14 protein-coding genes and 2 pseudogenes are annotated in these 24,039 nt (G+C 56.6%); 12 read left to right on the top strand and 4 right to left on the bottom strand.

Going from position 1 to position 24,039, the window contains the following annotated elements; genetic code table 11:
* Positions 1 to 26: 26 nt before the first annotated feature.
* Positions 27 to 1,124 carry an alpha/beta hydrolase gene (locus BBPC_RS08425; protein WP_004223447.1) on the bottom strand — a complete coding sequence of 366 codons (1,098 nt, stop codon included), beginning with the start codon at positions 1,122 to 1,124 and terminating at the stop codon, positions 27 to 29.
* A gap of 399 nt (positions 1,125 to 1,523) precedes the next feature.
* Here BBPC_RS08425 and BBPC_RS10300 point away from each other — a divergent pair.
* From BBPC_RS10300 to BBPC_RS08405, 5 genes and pseudogenes are all read left to right on the top strand, one after another.
* Positions 1,524 to 2,522, top strand: a pseudogene (locus BBPC_RS10300) (ABC transporter transmembrane domain-containing protein); the annotation flags it as partial.
* Between the two features lie 84 nt (positions 2,523 to 2,606).
* Positions 2,607 to 3,386, top strand: a pseudogene (locus tag BBPC_RS10295) (ABC transporter ATP-binding protein); the annotation flags it as partial.
* Between the two features lie 30 nt (positions 3,387 to 3,416).
* Positions 3,417 to 5,204, top strand: a complete 1,788-nt coding sequence (locus tag BBPC_RS08415) for an ABC transporter ATP-binding protein (protein ID WP_004223439.1) — start codon at positions 3,417 to 3,419, stop codon at positions 5,202 to 5,204.
* Between the two features lie 194 nt (positions 5,205 to 5,398).
* Positions 5,399 to 6,121: a hypothetical protein gene (locus tag BBPC_RS08410; RefSeq protein WP_004223435.1), complete on the top strand. Its 723-nt coding sequence runs from the start codon at positions 5,399 to 5,401 to the stop codon at positions 6,119 to 6,121.
* A gap of 163 nt (positions 6,122 to 6,284) precedes the next feature.
* Entirely contained in the window at positions 6,285 to 8,723 is a 2,439-nt protein-coding gene (locus tag BBPC_RS08405; protein WP_033524413.1) for a glycoside hydrolase family 36 protein, read from the top strand.
* A gap of 85 nt (positions 8,724 to 8,808) precedes the next feature.
* On the opposite strand, the gene BBPC_RS08400 is transcribed toward BBPC_RS08405, so the two are convergent.
* Positions 8,809 to 10,041, bottom strand: coding sequence for a LacI family DNA-binding transcriptional regulator (locus BBPC_RS08400; RefSeq protein ID WP_004223428.1), 1,233 nt, complete (start codon positions 10,039 to 10,041; stop codon positions 8,809 to 8,811).
* A 243-nt stretch (positions 10,042 to 10,284) separates the two neighbouring features.
* Here BBPC_RS08400 and BBPC_RS10140 point away from each other — a divergent pair, with 243 nt between their 5' ends.
* The 6 genes from BBPC_RS10140 (at position 10,285) to BBPC_RS08370 (ending at position 18,522) form a co-directional block, all read left to right on the top strand.
* A complete protein-coding gene (locus tag BBPC_RS10140) occupies positions 10,285 to 10,428 on the top strand; it encodes a hypothetical protein (RefSeq protein WP_022245600.1) in 144 nt (47 codons plus the stop codon).
* 245 nt (positions 10,429 to 10,673) lie between these two features.
* Positions 10,674 to 13,034, top strand: a complete 2,361-nt coding sequence (locus tag BBPC_RS08390; protein WP_004223420.1) for an alpha-L-arabinofuranosidase C-terminal domain-containing protein — start codon at positions 10,674 to 10,676, stop codon at positions 13,032 to 13,034.
* A 121-nt stretch (positions 13,035 to 13,155) separates the two neighbouring features.
* On the top strand, positions 13,156 to 14,112 hold the full coding sequence (locus BBPC_RS08385; RefSeq protein WP_004223417.1) for a TatD family hydrolase: 957 nt from the start codon (positions 13,156 to 13,158) through the stop codon (positions 14,110 to 14,112).
* Positions 14,113 to 14,344: 232 nt separating this feature from the next.
* A complete protein-coding gene (locus tag BBPC_RS08380) occupies positions 14,345 to 16,522 on the top strand; it encodes a KUP/HAK/KT family potassium transporter (protein WP_004223414.1) in 2,178 nt (725 codons plus the stop codon).
* Between the two features lie 201 nt (positions 16,523 to 16,723).
* Positions 16,724 to 17,608 (top strand): class II glutamine amidotransferase, encoded by an 885-nt coding sequence (locus BBPC_RS08375; protein WP_004223410.1) that lies wholly within the window; start codon positions 16,724 to 16,726, stop codon positions 17,606 to 17,608.
* A 122-nt stretch (positions 17,609 to 17,730) separates the two neighbouring features.
* Entirely contained in the window at positions 17,731 to 18,522 is a 792-nt protein-coding gene (locus BBPC_RS08370; RefSeq protein WP_004223407.1) for an HD domain-containing protein, read from the top strand.
* A gap of 118 nt (positions 18,523 to 18,640) precedes the next feature.
* On the opposite strand, the gene BBPC_RS08365 is transcribed toward BBPC_RS08370, so the two are convergent.
* Both BBPC_RS08365 and BBPC_RS08360 read right to left on the bottom strand, forming a co-directional pair.
* A complete protein-coding gene (locus BBPC_RS08365; RefSeq protein ID WP_004223405.1) occupies positions 18,641 to 19,840 on the bottom strand; it encodes an ATP-binding cassette domain-containing protein in 1,200 nt (399 codons plus the stop codon).
* Positions 19,837 to 21,162, bottom strand: a complete 1,326-nt coding sequence (locus tag BBPC_RS08360) for an ABC transporter permease (RefSeq protein WP_004223402.1) — start codon at positions 21,160 to 21,162, stop codon at positions 19,837 to 19,839. The genes BBPC_RS08365 and BBPC_RS08360 overlap by 4 nt, the downstream gene beginning before the upstream one ends.
* Positions 21,163 to 21,413: 251 nt before the next feature.
* Between BBPC_RS08360 and BBPC_RS08355 the strand changes: the two genes are divergently transcribed.
* Positions 21,414 to 23,846, top strand: coding sequence for a DUF6541 family protein (locus BBPC_RS08355; RefSeq protein WP_227572483.1), 2,433 nt, complete (start codon positions 21,414 to 21,416; stop codon positions 23,844 to 23,846).
* The last annotated feature ends 193 nt before the right edge of the window (positions 23,847 to 24,039 follow it).

Below are 24,039 nucleotides of genomic sequence, written 5' to 3'. Positions count from 1 at the left end.
CGTGGTCGCGTGCAGGCATTCGTGATTCAGCAGCGCTCGTACGAGAACCTGCGCAGGCGTTCGAAGCATTCCACGCTTTCGTCAAGCCATGGCATGCCGATCACGAACACGTGGCCGAGCGTTTCGTGGCGGCGTGGCTTCGGGTCGAACAGTTCGAAATCGGCTCCCTTGCGGGCCAGTGCGGCAGCAAGCGCCAGATTGTCGGCCTCGAGGAAATCGTCGCCGCAGGTCACGATGAACAGTGGCGGCAGGTTGACGTTGAACGCCAGGCCTTCGGCGGTGAGGAACTTCGGGTCGGCGGCTTCGATGCCGTCGAAGAATTCGACGCCCAGCATCTGTTCGAGTCCGGTGCGGCGATTCGGATCGTAGCCTACGGTCAGTTCGCTTCCCATGGTTTCCAACGATGCGGAACTGTAGGCACCGCACACCGGAGCGGCACCGGCGAAACCAATGCCCGAAGGCTCATCCACGCCGAATGCGGCCGCGGCTTCGGCATTGTTTTCAATCGCCAACGTCAGCATGGTCAACGCGCCGCCTGCCGAATCGCCGGTGAGGAACACGGCGTTCGGATTAACCGGATAATCAGTCAAATGCGCCTTGATCCAACGCAATGCCGCCTGAACGTCCGCCAGCTGACCCCTCAAATCGGTTTGCGGGGCCGGTCGGTAGTTCAGTGAGAATACGGCGAAGCCCGTTTCGGCCAGATGCACGTTGAAGTTGCGGTTCAATTCCTTATATCCGTAAGTGAAACCGCCGCCGTGTATATCGATGTACACCGGCAGCGTATGCCCGCAGCGCAGCACCGCATCGTGCGGTAGATACAGGTCGAGCAAATGCCCTCTGCACTGTCCGGCTTCCGTATCGTAGCCACCGTCAGGCAGGTATGGAATATCTTCGATCACGTCGATTGTGTCAGGCGTGTGCCACAGTTCGGAACGCGGGGTGTCAACCGCGATCGCGCCGAAACGCATGTCGAGAATGCCGCGGACGCGCTCTTCGGAAAGGCCTTCGAGATCGCCGTCGGTTTCCGTCCAACGTTCCGCATGGTCGATCATCTCACGGGTGATGCCATATTTTGCCGCGTATTGTGCGCTGAGTTCCTCAATGGTCTGTGTGCTCGTCATCGACGCCGTCCTTTCATGATGTTCATGCGATTGCGGCCGTTCCGTCATCGGAATGCCGCACCTCGATATATCGTACCGGTTCGATATAGAAAGCGCTACTGCGATCACCCATATTCCTTTACGTCCAGAGCGAATTTATGTAACGGTACATGCGTTGATTTTATTGCGATTGCGACACGCCGAAATCACTCACGTTGCATCAAAAAACGGTTCGCATAGAATAAGTCGCGTTTGCGAATCCGAACAGGGGTTTCGACCGAGAGAGACGGCAACGGGACGCTCGACAAACGACGGACGTGAATCGTAACGGCAACGAATGGCCGTAAAAGCAACGCAAAAACGCAAAACCAACCCACGAAAACCCAGACAACCAGCAAACAATCCGAAGGAACGCTACGTATGTACGTCGATCCGAATCGTAATACAGAAGCAGGCAACCTTAAATGGATCCTGCCATACTGCAAACCCGACCTGCCACGAGTGGCCGGCGCGATAGTGCTGTTCTGCGTCAACAACACCATGGCGCTCATCATTCCGCTATTGTCAGGCCTCATCGTGGACCGTGTCATCGTGCAAGGCCAAGTCGACGAACTGACGCGACTGTGCATCATGATGATCGTGTTCACCATCGTGCGCGTCGCCTCGCGCTACGGCTACCAAATGTGGATGGAACGCTTCGGGCAGAACTCCGTATTCCGTCTCGTCAGCGACGAATACGAGAAACTGCACGAACTCGACTTCACCTATTTCAACCACACGCGTACCGGCGACATCATGAGCCGCATGACCTCCGACACCGATGCCATACGCCACGCGCTGAGCTGGGTGAGCTACCAGGTGCTTGACTGCGTGGTCATGTTCATTGGCGCGCTCGCCATGATGTTCACCATCGACTGGCGGCTCGCGCTCGCGCTCGCATGCGTCACGCCGTTCATTTTCATCCTTACGCGCGGACTCTCCACGCACGCAAGACCACTGTTCTTCGCCATCCGCAACTCGCTTGCCGAAATGAACTCAATGGTCGAAGAAAACATCGAAGGCAACCGCGTGGTCAAAGCGTTCGTGCGCGAACCGTATGAAACCGAAAAATTCGACAAACACAACGACGATTACATGCAACGCAACATGGACCAGGCCTACAACAGCCGCAAATACATGCCATGGCTCGACGGTCTCGGCTTCTCACTGCAGCTGATCACGCTTGGATTCGGCGGATTCCTGGTCATCACCGGGCGCATGACCCTCGGCAATCTCGTGGCGTTCAACTCCTACCTGTGGATGATCGACGGGCCGGTACGCCAATCCGGATGGCTGATCAACGACTGGCAGCGATTCAACGCATCCTGCATCAAAATCCGCAAACTGCTCACCGCTCAGTCACGTATTACGGAAAAGCCGGAAAATACGGAAAAACCGGGAGACAGCGCCGACGCGAATCACGCCAGCACAGCGGCTGCAACCGCTGCAACAACCAACACAACCCGCATCGCAGGCAGCATCGACTTCCAGCATGTCAGCTTCGCCTTCCCCGACGAACCAGACACCCTCGTGCTCGAAGACGTCGACTTCCATGTTCCGGCAGGCGCCAAACTCGGCATTCTCGGCGAAACCGGCGCGGGCAAATCCACCCTCGTCAACCTCATCTCCCGCTTCTACGACCCCACCGAAGGCCATGTGCTCATCGACGGCGTCGACGCGCGAGACTGGCCGCTCGCCACACTGCGCTCGCAAGTGTGCGTCGTGGCGCAAGACACGTTCCTGTTCTCCGACACCATCGGCGGCAACATCAGCTTCGGCGCAGGCGAACAACGCGAATACGACGAACAGTACATTCGCCGCATGGCCACCATCGCCGGCGCGGACGGCTTCATCCGCAGCATGCCGGAAGGCTACGATACCGTGGTCGGAGAGCGTGGCGTCGGCCTTTCCGGCGGCCAAAAACAGCGCCTGAGCCTCGCACGCGCGCTCGCCGACAATCCGTCGATCCTCATCATGGACGATACGACCAGCGCCGTCGACATGGAAACGGAAGCGGAAATCCAGCGCCATCTGCGCGAACTGGACGAACAGAAAACCATCGTCACCATCGCACACCGTATTTCATCGGTGAAAGATTCCGATCTGATCCTCGTGCTTGAGCATGGCCGCATTGTGGAGCGCGGCACGCATGACGAACTGGTGGCCGCGCACGGCCGATATTGGGAGATCTACTACAGGCAGCTCGGCTTGCAGGCGGGTCGTTCGCAAGGTTTCGAAGCGTAGGCGCGGGAAAGCAGGAAAGGGGGAAAACCCATGGCAAAACGTAACACATACCGCGAAGATGAAGAGCTGGAAGAACAGATCAACCTGCATGATATTCTGCGCATCGGCGTCTATGTAAAGCCGTATATGTCACGAATCATACGCATTCTTGCCGTCGTCGTCATGATGAGCTGCATTGCGGTAGTCGTGCCATATTTGACGAAAATCATGATTGACAGCGCGATTCCTTCGAAAAATCTCACCTTACTTGGTGAATTAACGGGGTTGATGGCCGTACTTATTGTGATGTATGAGTTTGGATTGCGTTATCGTACCGTCGAAATTACTCGCGTCGGTCAGCTCATGTTGAAAGACATGCGCCGCGATATTTTCACGCATATTCAGACGCTGCCGTTCAGCTATTTCGATTCGCGTCCGCACGGCAAAATCCTGATTCGCGTGGTCAATTATGTGAACACGCTTTCCGACACGTTGAGTTCCGGCCTGATCAATGTGATTTCCGACGTGTTCACCTTCCTGATCACGCTGGTGGTCATGTTCGTGGTCGATTGGCGGCTTGCGCTGTTCAGCCTGGTGCTCTTCCCGTTCCTGATCGCGTGGGTGCTGGTATTGCAGCATTTCCAGCGCCGCGCGTATCAGGTGTTGTCGAACAAGCAGAGCAATCTCAACGCGTTCATTCACGAGTCGATCACCGGCGTGAAAACCACGCAGACCTTCGCCCAGGAGGCGGCGCAGTTCAAAACCTTCCAAGAGCAGCAAGACGACGTGCGCACCTCGTGGATGAAGGCCGTGCATATCCAGTTCCTCATGTGGCCGGGCATTCAAACCATTTCCGTCATGACGATCGCATTCATCTACTATGTGGGCGTCACGGGCTTCGGCGCGGTGAACGTTTCCACCGGCGTGCTGATCGCGTTCGTTGGCTATGCGAATAATTTCTGGAATCCGGTGATCAGCATCGGCAATTTCTACAATCAGCTGATCACTTGTTCCGCATATCTTGAGCGTATTTTCGAAACGCTTGACGTGCAGCCGGAGATTCGTAACGCGCCTGACGCGACTGAACTGCCGCAAATCGAAGGACGCGTCGATTTCAACGATGTAGTTTTCCGTTACGAGCCTGACGGTCGCAATATTCTCAATCTGGTTGATCTGCATGTTGAGCCAGGCAGCACCGTTGCGTTGGTTGGTCCGACCGGTGCCGGCAAAACCACGATTATCAATCTGCTGTCGCGTTTTTACGACGTTGCAGAAGGTTCGGTCACAATTGATGGTCATGATGTGCGTTCTGTCACATTGGAATCGTTGCGTCGGCAGATGGGCGTCATGCTGCAGGATACGTTCATTTTCTCCGGCAATGTGCGCGAGAACATCCGTTACGGCAAGTTGGATGCGACCGATGCTGAGATCGAAGCGGCCGCGAAGGCGGTGCATGCGCACGAGTTCATTATGGATTTGCCGAACGGATACGACACGGTGGTGGAGGAGCGCGGTTCCACGCTTTCCGCTGGTCAACGTCAGCTGATTGCATTCGCCCGCGTGCTGCTGGCCGATCCGCGCATTCTGATTCTCGACGAGGCCACGTCGAATATCGATACGCGTACCGAAGAGGCACTTCAGGCCGGATTGAACCACCTGCTGAAGGGACGCACGAGCTTCATCATCGCGCACCGACTGTCCACCATAGAGAACGCGGACATGATCTGCTACATCGATCATGGGCAGATCATGGAGCAAGGCAACCACGCCGAGCTGCTCGCCAAGCGTGGCGCCTACTATCGCCTCTACGACTCCCAATACGCCATGATCAAGGTCTAAATGGGCTGATTAGGGCTTGGACTGATTGGCTTGAAATCAGCCTTCCTGCTAGCCGCTTGTCGTTTTTCGGCCGGCGGCTAGCCGCAAATTATCAGGTACGAGGCGGAAGATAGGGAAGTCAGAAAGCAACGCATGTTGCTGCGCATGAAGATGACGCGTGAATGCGTCGATGAAACAACGCGGGAAGGTTTGGTATGGCAGTAGAGAAGCCAGTTCTCACCCAGGAGCAGCAAGATGCGGTCGCAGCGCTCGCATCCACCAACGTGTATGCGAAGCAATCGAAATTCAAAACCTTCCGCGAGCTGCCGCCGAAAGACAAGTGGCCGTACTTCAAGCAGAACTTTCTGACCGATGTGCTGATCATTATCGCAGTGGTCGGCTTGGTACTTGCTTTCGTCATCTCGTATGTGACCAAAGGTCCCGAGGCCGAGCTGAGTCTTGAAGGTGTCGATATGGCGGAATATTCCGAACAGATTGATGCGTTGGGCGCTGATTTTGTGAAGACGCAAGGTATTGAAGACGAGCGTCTCGTGCGGACGGATGCCTCCATTGCGATTAGCGAGAATGCCGCGCAAGATGGTTCCGCATCGTTGACGGCTCGCGTTTCGGCAGGTCAGATCAACATGATTGTTGCCGAAACCGATATTTTCGCCGAAGTCAATGATCGCGGCGACATCACCAAACCCGCGGAAGTGATGAGTGCCGCCGATCTTGAGCAGGTCAAGGATGCGCTGGTCGACGCCAAAGGCAATCCGGTTTCCGATGTGAACGACGCTGTCGGATTCGACTTGTCCCATTCGAAAACATGGACTTCCATGAAGGGACTGCCGAAAGAAGGGGTTATTCTCGGATTCAGCAATATCACGGAATCCAAGGATATGCCGATTCAATTCGTGGAATATCTGCAATTCGAGTAGGTATTTGCTGGTCTTCGAACGGTCATTCCAGTTGCTGAATATTTGCTGAATGTGCGTAGACACGCACATCGCGGTTGCCCCGTTTTCCGCTTAAGCTAGTGAGGGTACGTCAAACGATGCACGTCAACGGATAGGCGGCATTCGGAATTCGAAGGAGATGGAAATGGAGAACGGCAATATGACTCCCCTTGTTCCTCGGCAGGATGGGCGCCTTGAATGGGGCAATGGTGTGGTCTCCATGCTGTTTGACATTGCCGCCGATTCCCCCGTTCGCCTCTGCAACGTTGTAGGGCGCAACATGGTTCCGATCGATGGTCGCTTGTCTGACGATGGAAAGCCAGTGGTTGAAAAGGATCCGCGTCCGATTGTTGAGGTGTGTGCCGCCAATACCGGTTCGCAAGACAACCGACTGACGCTGATTGCCACAGTTGCCGGCAGCCAATTGCGATTCGTTTCCGCGCTTGCTTCCGAACCTGAACCAGGTTCCGCCGATCCGTTCCGTTTGGAGATCACGCAGTTCGCGCCGTATGCCGATCTTGAACCGAAAGGTCGTGAATTCGAGCCGACGGCAAGCGAACGTGACGCAGCCGATTCCGCCGCGAATTCCGCGTCCGAGGCGGTTTCCGCCGATTCCAATGCAGGCTTGGTGGTCACTTCCGTATTCGAGGCGTTCCCGAATCTTTCCGCAGTGCGCACCTACACGCGTCTGCAGTCCGCCAGGCAACTGCCGATTGAAGCGGTGTCATCGTTGAATCTGACCGTTCCGATGCGCGTCAACTGCGGCAAGGTGCATCGTTCGAATATTTTCTGGGGCGATGCCGCTTGGGCTGTGGAAAACGATTGGCGTGTTCGTCCGCTGCGTGACACTCAGGTGCGTAACCGCAACCAGAAAATCAATCCTGGTCAGTCTAGTTCGCGTTTTGCCATGAGCTCGACTTCTACATGGAGCTCGGGAGAGCATGAGCCGGCCGGCATTCTGCAGGTGGAAGGTTCGGTACGCCGCGCCCGCGATTTTTCCGTAATGTGGCAGATCGAGCATAACGGTCCGTGGGAGTGGGAAGTCGGCGAGGACGATCCCGGTCTGCACGTCACTGCGTTCGGTCCGGAATATAAGGATCATGGTTGGTTCACCAATCTTGGTGAAGGCAATGATTTCGAGTCCGTTCCTGTGTCGTTTGCCATTGCCGCAGGCGATTGGCAGCGGGCTGTTGCCGAAATGACGTTGCAGCGTCGTGCGCTGCGCATTGCCAAGGCTCGTGAGTTGGGGCGCGTCGATCAGTTCGAGCATACGCAGGGTCTTGTGATCTACAACGATTACATGAATACGCTGTTCGGTGACCCTCGTATTGAGAAGGAACTGCCGCTGATTGAAGGTGCGGCAAGCGTTGGCGCGGATGTTTTCTGCATTGACGCCGGCTGGTACGACAGCACCGACGGCGGCTGGTGGGACATGGTCGGCGAATGGCAGGCCTCCACCAACCGTTTCGGCGACGCCGGTCTGCGCGGTCTTGCCGACACGATTCGTGCTCATGGCATGGGCTTGGGACTGTGGCTCGAACCTGAAGTGATCGGCGTGAAATCGCCGCTTGCGAGCATGTTGCCGGATTCCGCGTTCTTCCAGCGTCATGGTGTTCGCGTGTGCGATTCGGGTCGTTATCTGCTTGATTTCCGTTCTCCCGAAGCGCGAGAGCATGTTACGCGTACTGTTGATCGTTTGATTGACGATTTCGGTGCGGTGTTCTTCAAGTTCGACTACAACACCATTCCCGGCGTCGGCACTGATTTGAATGCCGAGTCCGTTGGCGATGGCCTGCTCGAGCATTGCCGCGCATATGTGGATTGGCTTGACGATCTGCGTCGCCGTCATCCGGATGTGATGATCGAAAACTGCGGTTCCGGTGCCATGCGCGCCGATTACGCGCAGTTGTCCCGCTTGGATTTGCAGTCCACTTCCGACCAGTGCGATCCTCTGATTTATGCTGCGATTGCGGCTGGTGCAGGTATGACGATTCTGCCGGAACAGCAGGGTAATTGGGGTTACGCTCAGCAAGAGATGGATGATGAGACTGCTGTGTTCACGCTTGCTACGGGTGTGCTCGGCAGGCTGTATCTGTCTGGTTTCATCGATCGCATGACGGAGCCGCGTCTTTCACTCGTTCGCGACGCTATCGCCTTACATCGTTGTGTACTTGCCGACCAGCAGCATATGGTGCCGTTCTGGCCGTCCGGACTTCCCGACTTCGACGGCGATTGGCTTGCCGTCGGCTTGCGTCATGTCGAAACGGATATGGGTGACGCGTATGTGTACGGCGAATCCGCTTGGAATGAGCAGGCTGCCGAGCAGAACGATCAGCAACCTCAGCCGGAAGATAAGCCCGACTACATCATCGTGTGGCGTCGCGGCGGCACACCGTCCGTGAACATGCCGTTGGATGCGGATCAAACCATCGAACAGGTGTTCCCGAATCCTGCCGAACCGGACCATGCGCCCAATGCCAAACCGTGGACTATCGAACGCATGGATCCGGAAACGGTTCGCCTGAACGCCGCCACCTCCAAGCAACCCTCCGCCCGCATCTTTGCCATTCGCCGCCGCGACTGATCGGGGCTGAGCCAACCAATCGCTGAAATGCCGTATTTCCGGCTATCGTGCGTTCCGCTGCAATCGGGCGCGGAACGCACGATAGCTATATGATCGCGGTCGTGGATTCACGTTCGACCAACTGATATCCGATGGTTGCGCGGCTCGGCGGCAGCACCGTGCCTGCATCATTGGAATTTCCGGCATTGCTGGAATTATCATTCACTTCGCCGCGTTCGATCCGTTCGACAATCATATCGACCGCGAATTTGGCAAGCTGGTCGAGATCCACTTGGATGGTGCTCAGCGAAGGGGTGGCGTAGGTTCCGGAAGTCACGCCGTCGAATCCGATCACCTTCACGTCTTGCGGCACATGGATGCCATAGTCGGCGAGGCCGCGAATCACGCCGAATGCGGCGAAATCATTGGCGCAGCACACTCCGTCGAACGCGATTGCGGGAATCTTGTCGGTCGTTTCGATCGATCTGCCCGTAATCTTGCCGCTTGCATCGTTGAAATCGGCGGTTCCGGCCGTGCCTGTTTCGCGGTCTCCAGCACCCGCGCCGGCTCCGCAGCCCGTCCTTCGCGCCGCCATGATCCGTTCGGCGATCGCGTGCCCGGCGGTAATGCCTTCGTCGGAGCGACCGCCTTCGAACACCATGGTTTCGTCATATGGCAATCCTGCGTCCAGCAACGCCGCGCACGCTCCTCGAAGTCGCAATGCAAATGCGTTCTGCGCATGCGCCAACTCGGCGCGCGGCACGAACGTATGCCCGACAATCGCAATATTCCGGCATCCTTGGGCGATCAGATACTGCATCGCAGCGCGTTCGCCCTCCTCGTTGGGAAAATTCACGGCATCCACGGTTGGCGTTTCCTCGCATGCGTCGAGCAGTACGAGAGGGCGCCCGCCGTTGAGTTTGGCGAGCGGTAGATTCGTGCCCAATCCGGTGGCGTGCAGAATCTCACCGTCGAAGAGCTGCCCTGAGAACGGATTGCTGGTCAGCGCATGTTCGGCCACGTCCGGCGAATACTGGGTTTGCTCGATGAACGGCGTGAGTCCGCGTGAGGTGATCTCGCGGCTCAATGTTTGCGTCAGCTTCGAATAGAACGGCGAATCGAATTCGTTGACGATGATGTGAATAATGTTGCTGCGACCTGATTTGAGCATGCTGGCTGTCAGATTGATGCGATAGTCGAGTTTTTTCGCTGCTGCCAGCACTTTGGCCCGCGTCGATTCCTTGACGCCGGCTTTGCCGTGCAGCGCATTCGATGCGGTCATGGGGGAGACGCCGGCTTCCGCCGCCACGTCGCGCAATGTCGGTTTGCCGTTTGCCATGCACCGCTCCTTACAGCCAAGTTTTTCTGTAACGATATTATATATGATGATTTTCTGGTAATCGTTGAAATTTCAAAGAATCACCGATATCCTATCATGATTGTGATTTCTGAAATATGCTATAAAATATGTAACGGTACATATCTGAAGTTTTCCAAGATGATGAAGTCGAACAAGTAAGTCAAGGATGACGTCAGATACTGTAAACGGCACGCTTTTCTAACGTTGTACAAGGAGAAGGCAATGGCGACTACCGAGGATCTGCCAAAAGCATGGCGACCGCCAATGGGCTGGAACAGCTGGGATTCCTACGGCACCACCGTCACCGATCGGGAGGTCCTGGCCAACGCGCGCTTCATGGCCGACCACCTCAAGGACGCCGGCTGAGACACCCTAGTCATCGATGCGGGTTGGTTCGATCCCAACGCCCATGCGCACGGCTACTCCGACGGCACCCCGCTGTGCATCGATGCGTACGGTCGCCAGATTCCCGATGAGCGGCGCTTCCCCGAGCGCGGCCGGCGGTCGACCGATGGCGAAACGGTGCCAGACAGACGTCGAATCGCAACCAATCGCACGTACCGCAACACCATCCAACCCAACAAACAACCAACACCATCCAAGGACACACCATGACCGACAAACTCATCGCAACCCTCAACAAGGCGGGCGTGCGCAACATCAGCACCGACCTGTGGGGCATCTTCTACGAAGACATCAGCTACTCCGGCGACGGCGGACTCAACGCCGACCTCGTACAGAACGGCGCATTCGAATACAATCGCGCCGACTCCTCCGACTGGAGCAACTACAGCTTCTGGCGCAAAATCGTGCCCGCCGGCTCCTTCGCAGCCTTCGACGTGCTCACCGACAATCCGGTAGCCGAAGAAAACCCGCACTATGCGTCCGTCGAAGTCGAACAGGCGCCGGCTTCGCTTGAAAATATCGGCTGGGACGGCATGGTCTTCCGTGCCGGCGAAACCTACGATTTCTCCGCATGGATGCGTATTTCCAGCAATTGCGAAGCTTCCGCACTTCCCGTCACCGTCGCTCTGATTGACGACGATGGAAATGCGATTGCAGAACAAGATATCACCGTCGATTCCAACGATTGGCGTAAGCAAGAGGTTTCGCTGACGGTTTCCGGTGAAAGCAATGCCATCGTTGTACATGAAGGCGCTTTGCGACTCACCTTCACCACGGAAGGTACCGTCGATCTTGATTTCGTTACCCTCGAACCACGCACCACCTACAACGGGCTCAAGCATTTCCGTCCCGATTTGGTCAAGGCGCTCGCCGACCTGCAGCCGCGCTTCATGCGCTTCCCGGGCGGCTGCATCACCCACGGTCTTGGCATGGATAACATGTACCACTGGGATCGCACCATCGGTGATGTTGAGCATCGGCCGCACAATTTCAACCTGTGGGGCTACCACCAGTCGTTCCGTATCGGCTACTACGAATACTTGTGCCTGTGTGAAACCATTGGCGCGAAGCCGCTGCCGGTGCTGCCCGCCGCCGTGAGCTGCCAGAACACCAGTCAGGGCCCGGTGCCGATCGCGCAGAAAGACATGCCGGCATACATCGATGAAGTGCTGCATTTGGTCGAATTCTGCAATGGCGATGCCGCGACCACCGAATGGGGTGCCAAGCGTGCCGCCATGGGTCATCCGGAACCGTTCAACCTTGAATATTTGGGCATCGGCAACGAAGATCTCATCGATGACGTGTTCAGGAACCGCTTCCAGCAGATCTTCGACGCGGTCAAGGCCACCTACCCGGATATTGTTGTGGTTGGCACGGTCGGTCCGGCTCCGAGCGGTCCCGACTACGAGGCTGGTTGGCAGTATGCGCGTGAAGCCGGCGTTCCCATCGTTGACGAGCATTCCTATCAGTCCTCCAGCTGGTGGTTCCACAATCTCGACCACTACGACACCACGGATCGTGAGGGCCCGAAGGTGTACTTGGGCGAGTATGGTTCGTGGAACACGCAGCTGATCAACGGTCTTTCCGAAGCGGCGTTCATGGGTCGCATGGAATTGAACGGCGATGCCGTGGTCATGTCTTCGTATGCGCCGCTGTTTGCCAAGAACGGGCATCACAGCTGGAATCCTGATCTGATCTACTTCGACAACGAACGTACCTACCTGCCGTACAGCTACTGGGTGCAGCAGATGTATGCCACCACCACGTCCGATACCGCATGGCCGGTCGCGGTGGAAGGCAAGACCACGCTGCGTCGCGAACTGCCACCAACCGTTGGCCTGCGCTTGGAAGGTGCCGCTCACGCCGACATCACCAACTTCAGCGTTGACACCGCTGATGGCCGCCATGTCGATCTTGAGGACTGCCATTACGCAGGCAATGGTCCGATGAACACGAGCCTCAACATTGACTCTGACGCCTACACCATCAACGCCACCATCACCTACTATCAGGGTCGTTGGGGCTTGCAGCTGGTCCACGGCGACATCAACGGCAAGAACCACAACATCACCTCCTTCGGTCGTGCTTTCGAAATCAAGGTGGTGCGCGACGGTACCGCCTACAATCTTGACGGCACCGAATGGTCCATGGACGAAGTGTTCCCCGGAACCGTGTGGCAGGTGCGCATCGAAGTGGCCGATCGCGGCGAAAGCATGAAGCTGTATATCGATGGAGAGCTTGTTGCGCAGGGTGTTGAGAAGCCGGAAGAGCCCCGCCGTACCGTCACCGTGGCTCGCAATGATGCTGAAGGCGTCACCTACGTGCGTATCGTCAACGCGCTCGACGCTGAAGCCGAGATTGATCTGAACCAAGTGCTTGAAGAGCTTGGTGTTTCCGCGGAATCCCGCGCTTCGGCAACCGCCACCGTGCTCGCCGGAACCGACCCGTACGCCGGTGAAATCGGCAAGGCTTCGCCAACCGTTCCGGTTGAAACCGCAATCGACCTAACCAGCGGCGCCTACACCGCCCCCTCCTGGTCCTTCACCACCCTCACCCTCCATGACTAATCGCGGAAAGCGTTTCAGCGCTACGCCGCAAAACATATGGAGGTGCGTTGGTTAATCCCACTGCCATCGATGAATAACGCGGCTTCCGAAGCAAGACTGCCATCGAGCGTAGGCTGGAGGCATGAGCAAACACCATCGTGACCGCAGCTGGGCGCCAGCACCGCAACCACTTCCCGAGAACGCGCACGTCATCGACAACCACACGCATGTGGCGTCCGTCGTGCCGTTCTCGCGGGCCATGAGCCACGAAGCGCAAGAAAAAGGACAGCCGGAAGTCCCCGTATACAGCGTCGACGAACTGCTGAACCAAGCGCAACAAGTCGGAGTCGAAGGCGTCATCGACTGCGGATGCGAACTGCCGAACCTCATGACGGCCATCGACATGGCACGCGAACACCCCCAAACCGTGCATGCGGCCATCGCCATACACCCCAACGAATCCGTGCTCCACGGTCACCGCGGGGTGCCGGGCCCAGACGGGTTGCCGCTCAAATACCAGCCATGGCACGACACCAGCTTCGAAGACGCCATGGCCGAAGTGCACCGCCTCGCCACCGCCTACCCCAACCAGGTTGTGGCCATCGGCGAGACGGGCATGGACCTCTTCCGCACCGGAGAAGCCGCCAAAGAACTGCAGCGAGAAGCCTTCCGCGCGCACATCGCGCTCGCGAAAGAACTGAACCTGCCCATGCAGATCCATGATCGCGATTCACATAAGGAAGTCATCGAAACGCTGCTGGCGGACGGCGCTCCCGAACGGACCGTGTTCCACAGCTATTCCGGTGATGCCGAAATGGGTGAGATCGCACGTGAAAACGGTTGGTATCTCAGCCTTTCGGGCACATCCAGCTATAAGGGCAACGATGGTATTCGCGAGTCGGCGCGCATTGTCGGATTGAGCCATGTCATGGTCGAAACAGATGCCCCCTACCTAAGTCCGATGCCGTATCGGGGCCGCACCAACGCGCCATACATGATCCCCTACACCCTGCAGTCGTTGGCGAATTATCTCGATAAACCGCTGACGGAAGTCGCGCAGGCAACGCGAAAGACCACGCGCGAAGTGTACGGAATCTGAACAAATTCCGAAAATCGACAGGACGGAAACGATTTATCCGAAAATAAGAGAGAGTAAGAGAAAGACAAGAGGTAAAATAAGAAAAAAACCCACAGGAAGTTTACTTCGTGCGAGATCAAGAATCGCAAGAAACAATGTGAAGATTTGACAAGACTTCGTAAGGCTCCTAACGTGCCTTTTTGCGTTTATTTTGGGGAGTGGGTTGGAAGGCCCGCCACTTGGAGGTAGCGTTATGGCTAACGAGCCAAACGAGGATGAGCCGCTGTTTCACGCAGCCACATACACGCAGGCGCCGAAGGTTTCGCACAAGGTGCTGACTAAGGAAGAGCGACAGGTGCTGATCAAGCAGCACGAGGAGAAACAGCAGGAGGCCGCCAAACTTGACCAGGTGGCCAGCAAGGGTCCCGTCGGTCGTTGGTGGAGCCGTCTGCAATCCGGTCCAAACAGAATCACGCCCGCCATGGCGATCGTGGCGTTGGGCGTGGTATATGGCGATATCGGCACCTCGCCGCTGTACACCATGCAGACGTTCCTCAACGGGCAGGGCGGACTTGCGCATGCCGACCGCGAAGCCGTGCTCGGCGTGCTTTCGTTGGTGTTCTGGTCAATCACGCTTATCACCACCGTCAAATACGTGCTGATTGCCATGCGTATCGACAACAAGGGCGAAGGCGGCATTTTCGCGCTGTACTCGTTGGTTCGAAAGTACGGTGCATGGCTTGCGATTCCTGCCATGCTCGGCGGCGCCGCGTTCCTCGCCGATTCCGTACTCACTCCGGCTGTGTCCATCAGCTCGGCAGTGGAAGGCTTGGAGACGCTACCAGCTTTTGAAAAACTTTTTACTGAAAACAAGCAGCTGACCCTGATGATCACCGCGGCCATCATTCTGATGCTGTTCTCTGTGCAGTCGCGTGGCACCGAGCGTATCGGCAAGGCGTTCGGTTCGGTCGTGCTTGTCTGGTTCTCGTTCCTGGCGGTTGTCGGCTTGGCGAACCTCAGTCAGTATTGGAGCGTGTTCGCGGCGCTCAACCCCGTGTACGGTGTCAGATTCCTGTTCAGCAGCCATAATGCCGCCGGGCTTGCCATCATGGGTACGGTGTTCCTGTCAACCACCGGTGCCGAAGCGCTTTATTCCGACATGGGTCATGTTGGCCGTGGCAACATCTATTTCACGTGGCCGTTCATCAAAATCGCGCTTGTGCTCTGTTATTTCGGGCAAGGCGCATGGATGCTCAATCATTGGGATGATTCGGCTTACATCCGCACGCACGGTTTGAACCCGTTCTTCGAAATGATGACGCCCAGCGTGCGTTACGTGGCCGTCGTGCTTTCCGTGGTCGCGGGCGTTATCGCATCGCAGGCGTTGATCACCGGCGCGTTCACGATGGTGTCTGAAGCCACCCATCTGAACTGGATGCCGCATCTTCAGGTCCGTTACCCGGCCCGTACCCGCGGTCAGCTGTACATTCCTGTGGTCAATGCGGTGCTTTGCGTTTCCACGCTGTTGGTTTTGGCGCTATTCCGTGATTCCGAGCATATTTCCGCGGCGTATGGTCTGGCGTTGACCATCACCATGATCACTACCACCATTCTGCTTGCCGTCTACATCTGGCATTCGGGGCGTCGTATCGGAGCGGTCGTATTCACCGTGCTGTTCCTTGCGATCCAATTCATGTTCTTCTTCGCTTCCATGGCGAAGTTCCTGCATGGTGGTTGGTTCACGATGCTGCTTACCTTCGCGATTCTGCTGGTTATGTACACGTGGAACGAAGGCACGAAGCTGGAACGTGCGCAGCGTCGCCATATGCAGCCCGCCGAATGCCTACCGGTGCTGAAGCGGTTGCATGATGACGATACGATTCCGTATTTTGCCGACAATATCGTCTATCTCACGTCGGATCCGGAAACGAAGCGTATCGATACCGATATCTTCTTCTCGATTTTCGCCGACCATCCAAAACGTGCCCGCGCTTGGTGGGCTGTTTCCGTCGAGACTGCCGATGAGCCGTTCACCCGCGAGTATTCGGTTGAGAATTTCGGTACGGATTATATGTTCCGTGTTCGCATTCGGCTTGGTTTCAAGGTTTCTCAGTCGATTCCAGCTTACATTCATCAGATCATGAACGATTTGTCGAAGTCGGGGGATCTGCCGAGGCAGGAAAGCCGCTATCCGAAGCTTGATGCTGATCCGAATATCGGTCCGATTCGATATGTGCTGATACACAAGGCGCTTATGCCTGAGTCGAAGGTGTCGCAGCGTGGCGCGATTTCTTTGGAAGTCAAGTATGCGATTCGTCATTTTGCGGGATCTCCGGTCAAATGGTTCGGCCTTGCGCCTTACAATCCGCTGATTGAGATACAGCCGCTGTTCCTCGCGACTCAGCGTCCTCCGCGGCTAAAGCGTGTGTGAAACAAGCCGTGAAACGGGCTGCGTGATGATGGCGATCGTATCTGCCATCGTCGCGCAGCCCGTTTTCGTAGGGCATTTTGTAGGTTTTTGCATGGTCTTATCTCGAAGAATCGTTGGAATCACGCTGTTTTTCGCACGCTATAAGCAATGTCGATAGCCATATGCGCGCGTTGCATTACAAGCCCTGTAGAGTAATCAACCATGTGCAGATTACTTGGATTCGCGGCAGCCGGAAGCAACACCAGTCTCAATGGCGTGCTCGGCATGCAGGCCGTACGCGATTTCCGGAATCTGAGCGAAATCCACAACGATGGCTGGGGCTCCGCGCTGGTCACCGTGCCGAGCGAGTCGCCGTACCTGCGTGACGGTGGCGCTCCCACCCCGGAAACCGGCACCGCCGTCTACAAGAACACGATCGCAGCCCGACATGATCCGATTTTCGACGAGCTTGCGAACACTCCGGCTCGTGGAGGCCTGTGGCACCTGCGTTTGGCCAGCTCGAACCTGCCGCTGATTCTCGAAAACCAGCAGCCGTTCTACGCCAACGGATTGAGCTTCATCCACAATGGCGATATTTCCGACGATCAGGGTCGCAACATCATCACCAACCGCGCGTTCCCGGTCGATCCCAACATCGTGCAGTCCACTGGCGGACGTTCCGATTCCGCCATTTTCTTCGCAGTGATCCTGCAGTACATCGGTTTTGGTTTCGCACTCGACGAGGCGGTCGCGCAGGCGGTGCGTGAACTGCGCAAAAGCTATCCGAAGTCCAGCTACAACTGCATGATCCAGAGCCAAGACCAATTCATCGCTCTGTGCGCGGCCGGTCGTGAGGTCACGTCCAAGCGCATTGTGGAAATCTATGACCAGTACGGCCGTGGCGACCAGGCGCATGACTATCGTGTGATGCGCTATCGTACGCTCGGTGAATCCGAAGCGGATCAGGCTGCAGGCCAGCCGAAGGGCGTGGTTGTGGCCAGCTCCGGTTTCGATCAGTGTGCCGAAGATGGCTGGACTCGTTTGGAAAACAATCAGATGATCGTTGCTTCCAACCGTACCGGCGCATTCCGTGTGCGTTCCATCTGAAATCCGTAATCTGAAATCCGTATTTCGGAATTTTTCGGCTGAAACTTTCATCGGGGATTTCCAGTTTTTTTCGACCGGATTCAGCATGCGGCAATCGTCATACAGCGCCTAAGATAGGCGGTATGACAACCGGATATATTCCTACACTCGCCCAAGTTGACGAACTGCATCGAAAAATCGCGCAATCGCAAGCCGCATACGATTTGATTCACGGACATTGCGTAGTCGTCGCCGACATCGCACGTCGCATGGCACGCAGGCAGAATGCACTGTTCACCCGCCGCTGCACACTACCGGACGATGCCCCTGAAAAAGCGGGCGATTTCGGCCTTAGGCTTACGCAAGACGGCAATGGAAGCGAATCGTTCGGTATGCTTCGCATCCCCTCCATTCCATCATCGGACGGGCTTACGGGCGGGACCGTTCCGCCGAGGCTGATCGACGAGCATCTGGTGGTGATCGGTGGTCTGCTGCATGATATCGGCACGTATTTTCTGCTCAAGCAAGACGGTTCCGACGGTGGACCGCTGAAATTCGACGGTCCGAATTACGTGCGGCATGGGCTTAAAGGCTACGAATATTTGTTGAATGAGGGTGTTGACGAGTCTATCGCGCAGTTCGCGCGCAACCACACCGGTGTGGGACTCACCAAAGAAGCGGTGGAATCGCAAGGATTGCCATTGCCTCCGGCCGACTATGTGCCCATGAATCTTGAGCAGGAAGTGGTGATGGTGGCCGACAAGTACAACAGCAAGTCGATTCCGCCGAAGTTCCTGACGGCCGAAGCCTATGCGCGCAAGGCGGCCCGTTTCGGCGAAAGTAACAGGCGCGAATGGCTGCGGCTGCTCGAACGATACGGCGTGCTTGACGTCACGCCGCTCGCCGAGCAGTACCACATGCGTATCGTCGAGTAGGGCAGACCGTTTTCAGAACACGCAAGCCCTTTGGAATTTGGCTAAAACCAGAATTCCAAAGGGCTTACCTATGGGCGCACGAAAGAGTCTATGTTCGTGCGCCCGTTGCACTAGGCGGCTAGTCGAGTTCCACGCTGTGCTCCATCGCATCGGCGATCTCCGGATTGGTGGTCACCACGATGATGGCGCGCTTGCGGTCGGCATCGCGCTTGAACTTCTTCAACAGATCCAACACCACGGCCGCATCGTCGGCATCCAATCCAGCGGTCGGCTCGTCGGCGATGATCACTTCAGCCTCGCAGCTCAGCGCACGAGCGATGGCCACGCGGCGCTGGTTCAGTTCGCTTACTTCGCCGACTGCCAGGCCGGACGTCACTTCGTCGAAGCCCACGCGCTTGAGCAGTTCGCGGGCGATCACAGGCTTCGGCTTGAGGAAGTTGCGGTTCGACGCATCCATGGCGTACAGTACATTGCTTTCCGCGTCGAGGTCGGGGCGGAAAGCGAAACGTTGCGGAATGAATCCGATGCGGTGTCCCAACATTTCGACCGGTTCGACGTCGCTCAGGTTGGTGCTTTTGTGCATCACGTTGCCGCGGTCCGTGCGTACCATGCCGACCATGGTGGCCAGCAACGCCTGATGCTGTTCGCGATCCTCCGCGTCCACGAGCACCGCATGCGTGGCGCCCGCATGGAACGACAGCGATAGGTCGTCGAGAATATTGCGGCCGGTCTTGCGATTGATCACGGTCACATGATCGAGTGCGAACGTCGGATTCGCTTTGAAGAAAAACGCATCCTTCTTGCGATGATGCTTGATTTCGCGGTCGAGCTGTGAGGAGACGCTGGTTGCGGAATCGGCTTTCACCATTTCATGTGATTCCAGCACGGTCGGTTCGTCGGAAGAACGCAAGGCAAGCGTTTCCCTCACCTGATTCGCATTGTTGGCGACCACATCCGAACCATCCGCAGTATCAGCAGCAGTTGCAGCGTCATCTGCAACTTCAGTGGTATCTGCATTATCTGCAGATACCACAGCATCGCCGTCGGCAGCTACTGCAGTATCGCCATCGTTTACATCGTCGGAAATTTCCGCGCCGTCAGTTGCGGCAATTTCGATATCTGCATTGTCATCGTCGTATACCACCGCAAAATCGATGGATTCAATGGAATCAGCGGAAGATGCGTCAGCTGCAATATCGTCAGTCGCAACATCATCGACGGTCTCGTTTGATGCGGTCTCGGCAGTCTCGTCGACCACGGTCTCGTCGACCACGGTCTCGTCGAGGTTCTCGTTCTTATCATTCATGTTGTCGCTCATGCCTTCACCTCCGAGCGTTCCTCAAACAGTTGGTTCAGGTTGAAGCAGGCCACGCGCGCGAATGCCACGATGCCAAGCACCAGGCATGCGCCCAAGCCGTACCAGATCACGTTCCACACCGAAGCGGACGTCATCGACACAGCCTGCCCGCCGGCCCATGCGGTGCCGATCGGCTTCGCCAACAGCGCGCCCGCAACCAAACCGACAATCCAACCCGGAACCGTCATCATGAACGTTTCCAGCATGAACTGCCATCCCAAACGGCCCTTGGTCACACCTGTGATCATCGCCATGCCGATCTCATCGCGGCGGCCGCCAATCGCAGCACATGCAATCAATGCCAGCAAAGCGATGCCACCGACAATCGTCACGGCAATCAGCATGATGCGCGCTGCCGAAGCGGCGGAATCAAGCGGCTCGATCGACTTCTTGTAAGCGGTAAGCGACGGCGAGGTGATCTCGTACGTCTTCGTGTCCAACTTGGCCTTCTTCACCAAGCGCACGAACGTGTTGTAGGTGGAAGGATTCGCCAGCGAGAAGATGATATTCAGATTCGGAATGGCCCATCCCGTGGCCTCCGTCGTGTCAAGCCCGTTCTTGGCGAAGTTGATATACGTCGTGTAGATCACGTTCTCACGATTGTCCTTTGCGTATTTCGCGTCGGATCCGTTGCCTTCCGGCACGTCGCTGTCGTATTCGTAAATGCCGCGCACGGTGAACGTGTATGTGTCGGAAGCCTTCGACGGATTGCCGACCGTCACTTTGTCGCCGACCTTGAGATTGTTCTTATCGGCCAGCGCCTGCGAAATGAGTACGCCGTCGCTCTGCGTCTTATAGCTCAGATGCTTGCCTTTGACTACCTTGTAGTAGCCGTAGTCGTTGATTTTCGCGGCGTCCAACGTGTAGAACGCCTGCAGAGTCAGGTTGCCGCCGGTCTTGTCTTCGCTGGTGTCGTTTTTCGCGGCGATCGCCTGCAACGACTTGCTTTCGCGCACCGGCACCGATGTTGCCAACGTGTAATTGAAGGTCACGTTGTTGCTCTGTGCGGCCGTTGCATACGTGCTGTACTTTTCCCACGTCAAATACTTGTCGGTATAGCTGGAATCGGCACCGTCGCGCTTGGCTTGTGTTTGCGCGTTCGGACGAATCACCGCCGTGGCTTTTTGCGACTGGTATGTTTCATTATTGGCGGTGTCGTCGGCTCGAATCACTGCCAAGTCCACGGCAGCCGAGAAAGACACCAGTAGTGCGAGTAGGGCGATCAGCGCGGTGCGCCATTTGACGCGACCAAGCGCCGCCCATGCGTTCTTGAGAACGAACATGCGGTACTTCTCCAGTTCTCTGTTATAGCGCGCCGGCGCATGCCGACGTCAGCGTTGGCCGGGACGCGCGCTCCGCAGCAAGGCAGGCCCGTAGCGCATGATGCGTCCCGTGCAATCATCTTGGGCTTCCAACGTGATTGTTTTCTTGCGCAACACTGTTATACCCCTGCATGAAGTCTGAATGATTCCTGAAAAGTGATTCCAGAGAATAAGCGTTGAGCATGGTTGCGGCACTCGCTACGATGGAATCGATGACTTCCGAACAGATTACGAATACCGGTTCCGTGTCGGGCGATTGTGGCTCGGCTCAGGCTCGTGCGCGAACTCATGTGCAGGCTTATGTGCAGACTCAGGCTCGGCAGAATGGCTCGGCCAAGGATGGTTCGGCTACGAATGGTCCAGCCAGGAATGATTCAGCCAAGGGCGGTCCGTCCGGGCAGAAACATGGCCTGCAGCGGTGCCACGCGATGCTGCGTCCTGCATCGCGTCACGCGTTATTGCCGTGGCTTACGTCGATTATCGGCGTCGCGTCCGCACTATGCCTGGTGATTGCGTGGTTCCCCTCCACGGTGTGGAATACGCCGATCGTCAGCAGCGATGCCCCCGCGCATTACTATTTCATTCACCGTCTGCTTGACGAGGGATTGGGGGCGGCTCTGCATTTGTGGCCGCATGATTCGTTTTATCCGCCGTTGTTTCACGTCTGTGCTTACCTTGTGATTAAGATCGCGGCGCTGTTCGGCGTGCAATGTTCGATCTACGCGGCATTCAATATCACGTGGATCATTGCTTCGGGCGTGATTTTCCCTGCCGGAATGCTGGTATTATGCAGGTATTTCCTGCAACGTTGGAATCGCGGTAATCCAATTTCCAATCCAATTTCACGTATTTCTCAAGCATCGTCTACGCCTGAATCGTCGTCCGTATCTGAATCGTCGAATGTTTCAAATCAGCAGGTATCGTCAGCTGTGAATCGGCAATATAACGTCACTTTCGACGCTACTTTCGTTCTGCAGAATCTGATTGGACTGTTCGTGCCCGTGCTTGCCGTCAGCTCGGTGTGCCACCCGTACGGACTGCTGAATGCCGGTCCGCTGATCGCATTCGGTTTCGCCACGTCGCTGCTGCCGTTCCTCATCGCCGCCACATTGCGCTTGTTCGATGCGATCGCCGCGCGCGAGCATATAGCAAAATGGCTTGCGATCGCTGCTGTCGCAGGCGTGGTTTGCCTCGTTGCGCACCCGCGTATCGCATTCACGTATGCTCTGATTCTGGTGCCGTTCATTGTGCTGCGCTTGCCGTGGAAGCTGATTCTTGGCGCGTTCATTGCCATGTGCGTCGGTGCGGTGGCGTTTGTGGCGTTGATGCTGACGTCGTTCAAATCGGACCGTTGGGCGAATCCCGATTCCTGGTTCCATAGCCATCAGCCGTCCAAGAATTTGTGGGAGTCGATTTCGTTCTGTCTCACGGATGGGCTTGACGGTTTTCCTGCGATTCTGTTCGCACTGTTGCTGATTGCGGGAACTGCGGCCGCTTTCGTTTGCGCTTCCCGCCGCGCGGCTGCGCGTGCTTCGGATTCGTTTTCGTCGGCTGCTTCCACTGTGGTTCCCGTGGCTTCTGCTGATGTCGATGTTGATGCTTCGACTTCTGATATTGCGGTTTCCGCCGCTGATTCCCCGGTTTCCGTTTCCTGTCCGCCACCTGCGTCGCACTCCAACGCCACTGATGCCGCGTCCGCGTCGTCCGAATCATCTCGACTTCGTCGCAACGATCGCCTGCGTGACGTGATTGCGTTGACGGCCGCATTCCTGCTGGTCACGCTGGTGTATGTGTGCACGGTCACGCTGGTCGGCGCGTTGCCGAATATCATCAGCGCTCCGTGGTATCGCGATGAAAACCGTATTATGACCATGCTTCCGCTGGTCACGCTGCCGCTGCTTGTCATTGGAATCAACGCTCTTGCCGAATGCGTTTCCGCGTGCGCCGCATCCGCTTCTTTCGCTCCTTCTGCATCGTCCTTTTCCACGAAGAATAGTGCTTCTTCCGTTCCTTCCCTTTCTTCTGCGTCTGCTGTTTCTTCCGTGAAGAACGCTTCTTTCGCTTCCAATTGGATCGTCCTAATCGCCGTATTCCTTGTGATTGCGATACTTGCGGTTTCCGCGCAGATCGTATGCCCATCGCGTTCCGCGGCTCGCGACACGATCATCGCGCATTCCAGTCTGAACCAAAGCGACCCCAACGAGCAGCTCACCGAGCAAAAGATCGCTGTGCTGCGCAAGGTCACGAAACGTACGGGCACCCAGGCCACCATCATTTCCGATCCGTTGAACGGTTCGATGTATGCGGAGACGCTGTTCAACGCGAACATGTTGTATCCGATCATCAATGCGCGCACCGATGTGCCATCCGCTCCGTTCGGCAAAGTGGAGACCGCGTTTGCTTCCGGCGATGCGCAGCAGGTGCTCGGCACGGTATGTCCGCTGACCGACGCTCCGGAATACTTCCTTACGATGGGCGACCAGGCGCAGAGTCTGCAGTCATTCCCGTATCGCGCCCAGTACGATTCCTTCCACAATGAGGAATTGATTGATACGTATGTGGATGGCGGCACGTTGGTGAAGGTTGCCGATTATTCGCAATACGGCCAGGGTTGGGCCCTCTACCGTTTCGGTTGCACCGATTAATCGATTTTTGGCTGCGCTGCCTTGTTCTGCCGTCGCTTGCACGCGCATATGCAAAACCGCACTTTCGATCAGTTGGGATCTGAATGTGTTCAGGACAACGATCGGCGGTGCGGTTTCGTTTATCTGCTTTCTTCTGTTTCTCCTATTTCAGCTTTCAGCTGGGAGGTTTTCTCGGATGGGTTGGCTTGGGGGA

Source organism: Bifidobacterium pseudocatenulatum DSM 20438 = JCM 1200 = LMG 10505 (assembly GCF_001025215.1).
In the GTDB taxonomy this organism is placed as follows: Bacteria; Actinomycetota; Actinomycetes; order Actinomycetales; family Bifidobacteriaceae; genus Bifidobacterium; species Bifidobacterium pseudocatenulatum.
Note: the sequence above shows the minus strand (reverse complement) of the source record. Positions and strands in the feature narration are given on the sequence as shown.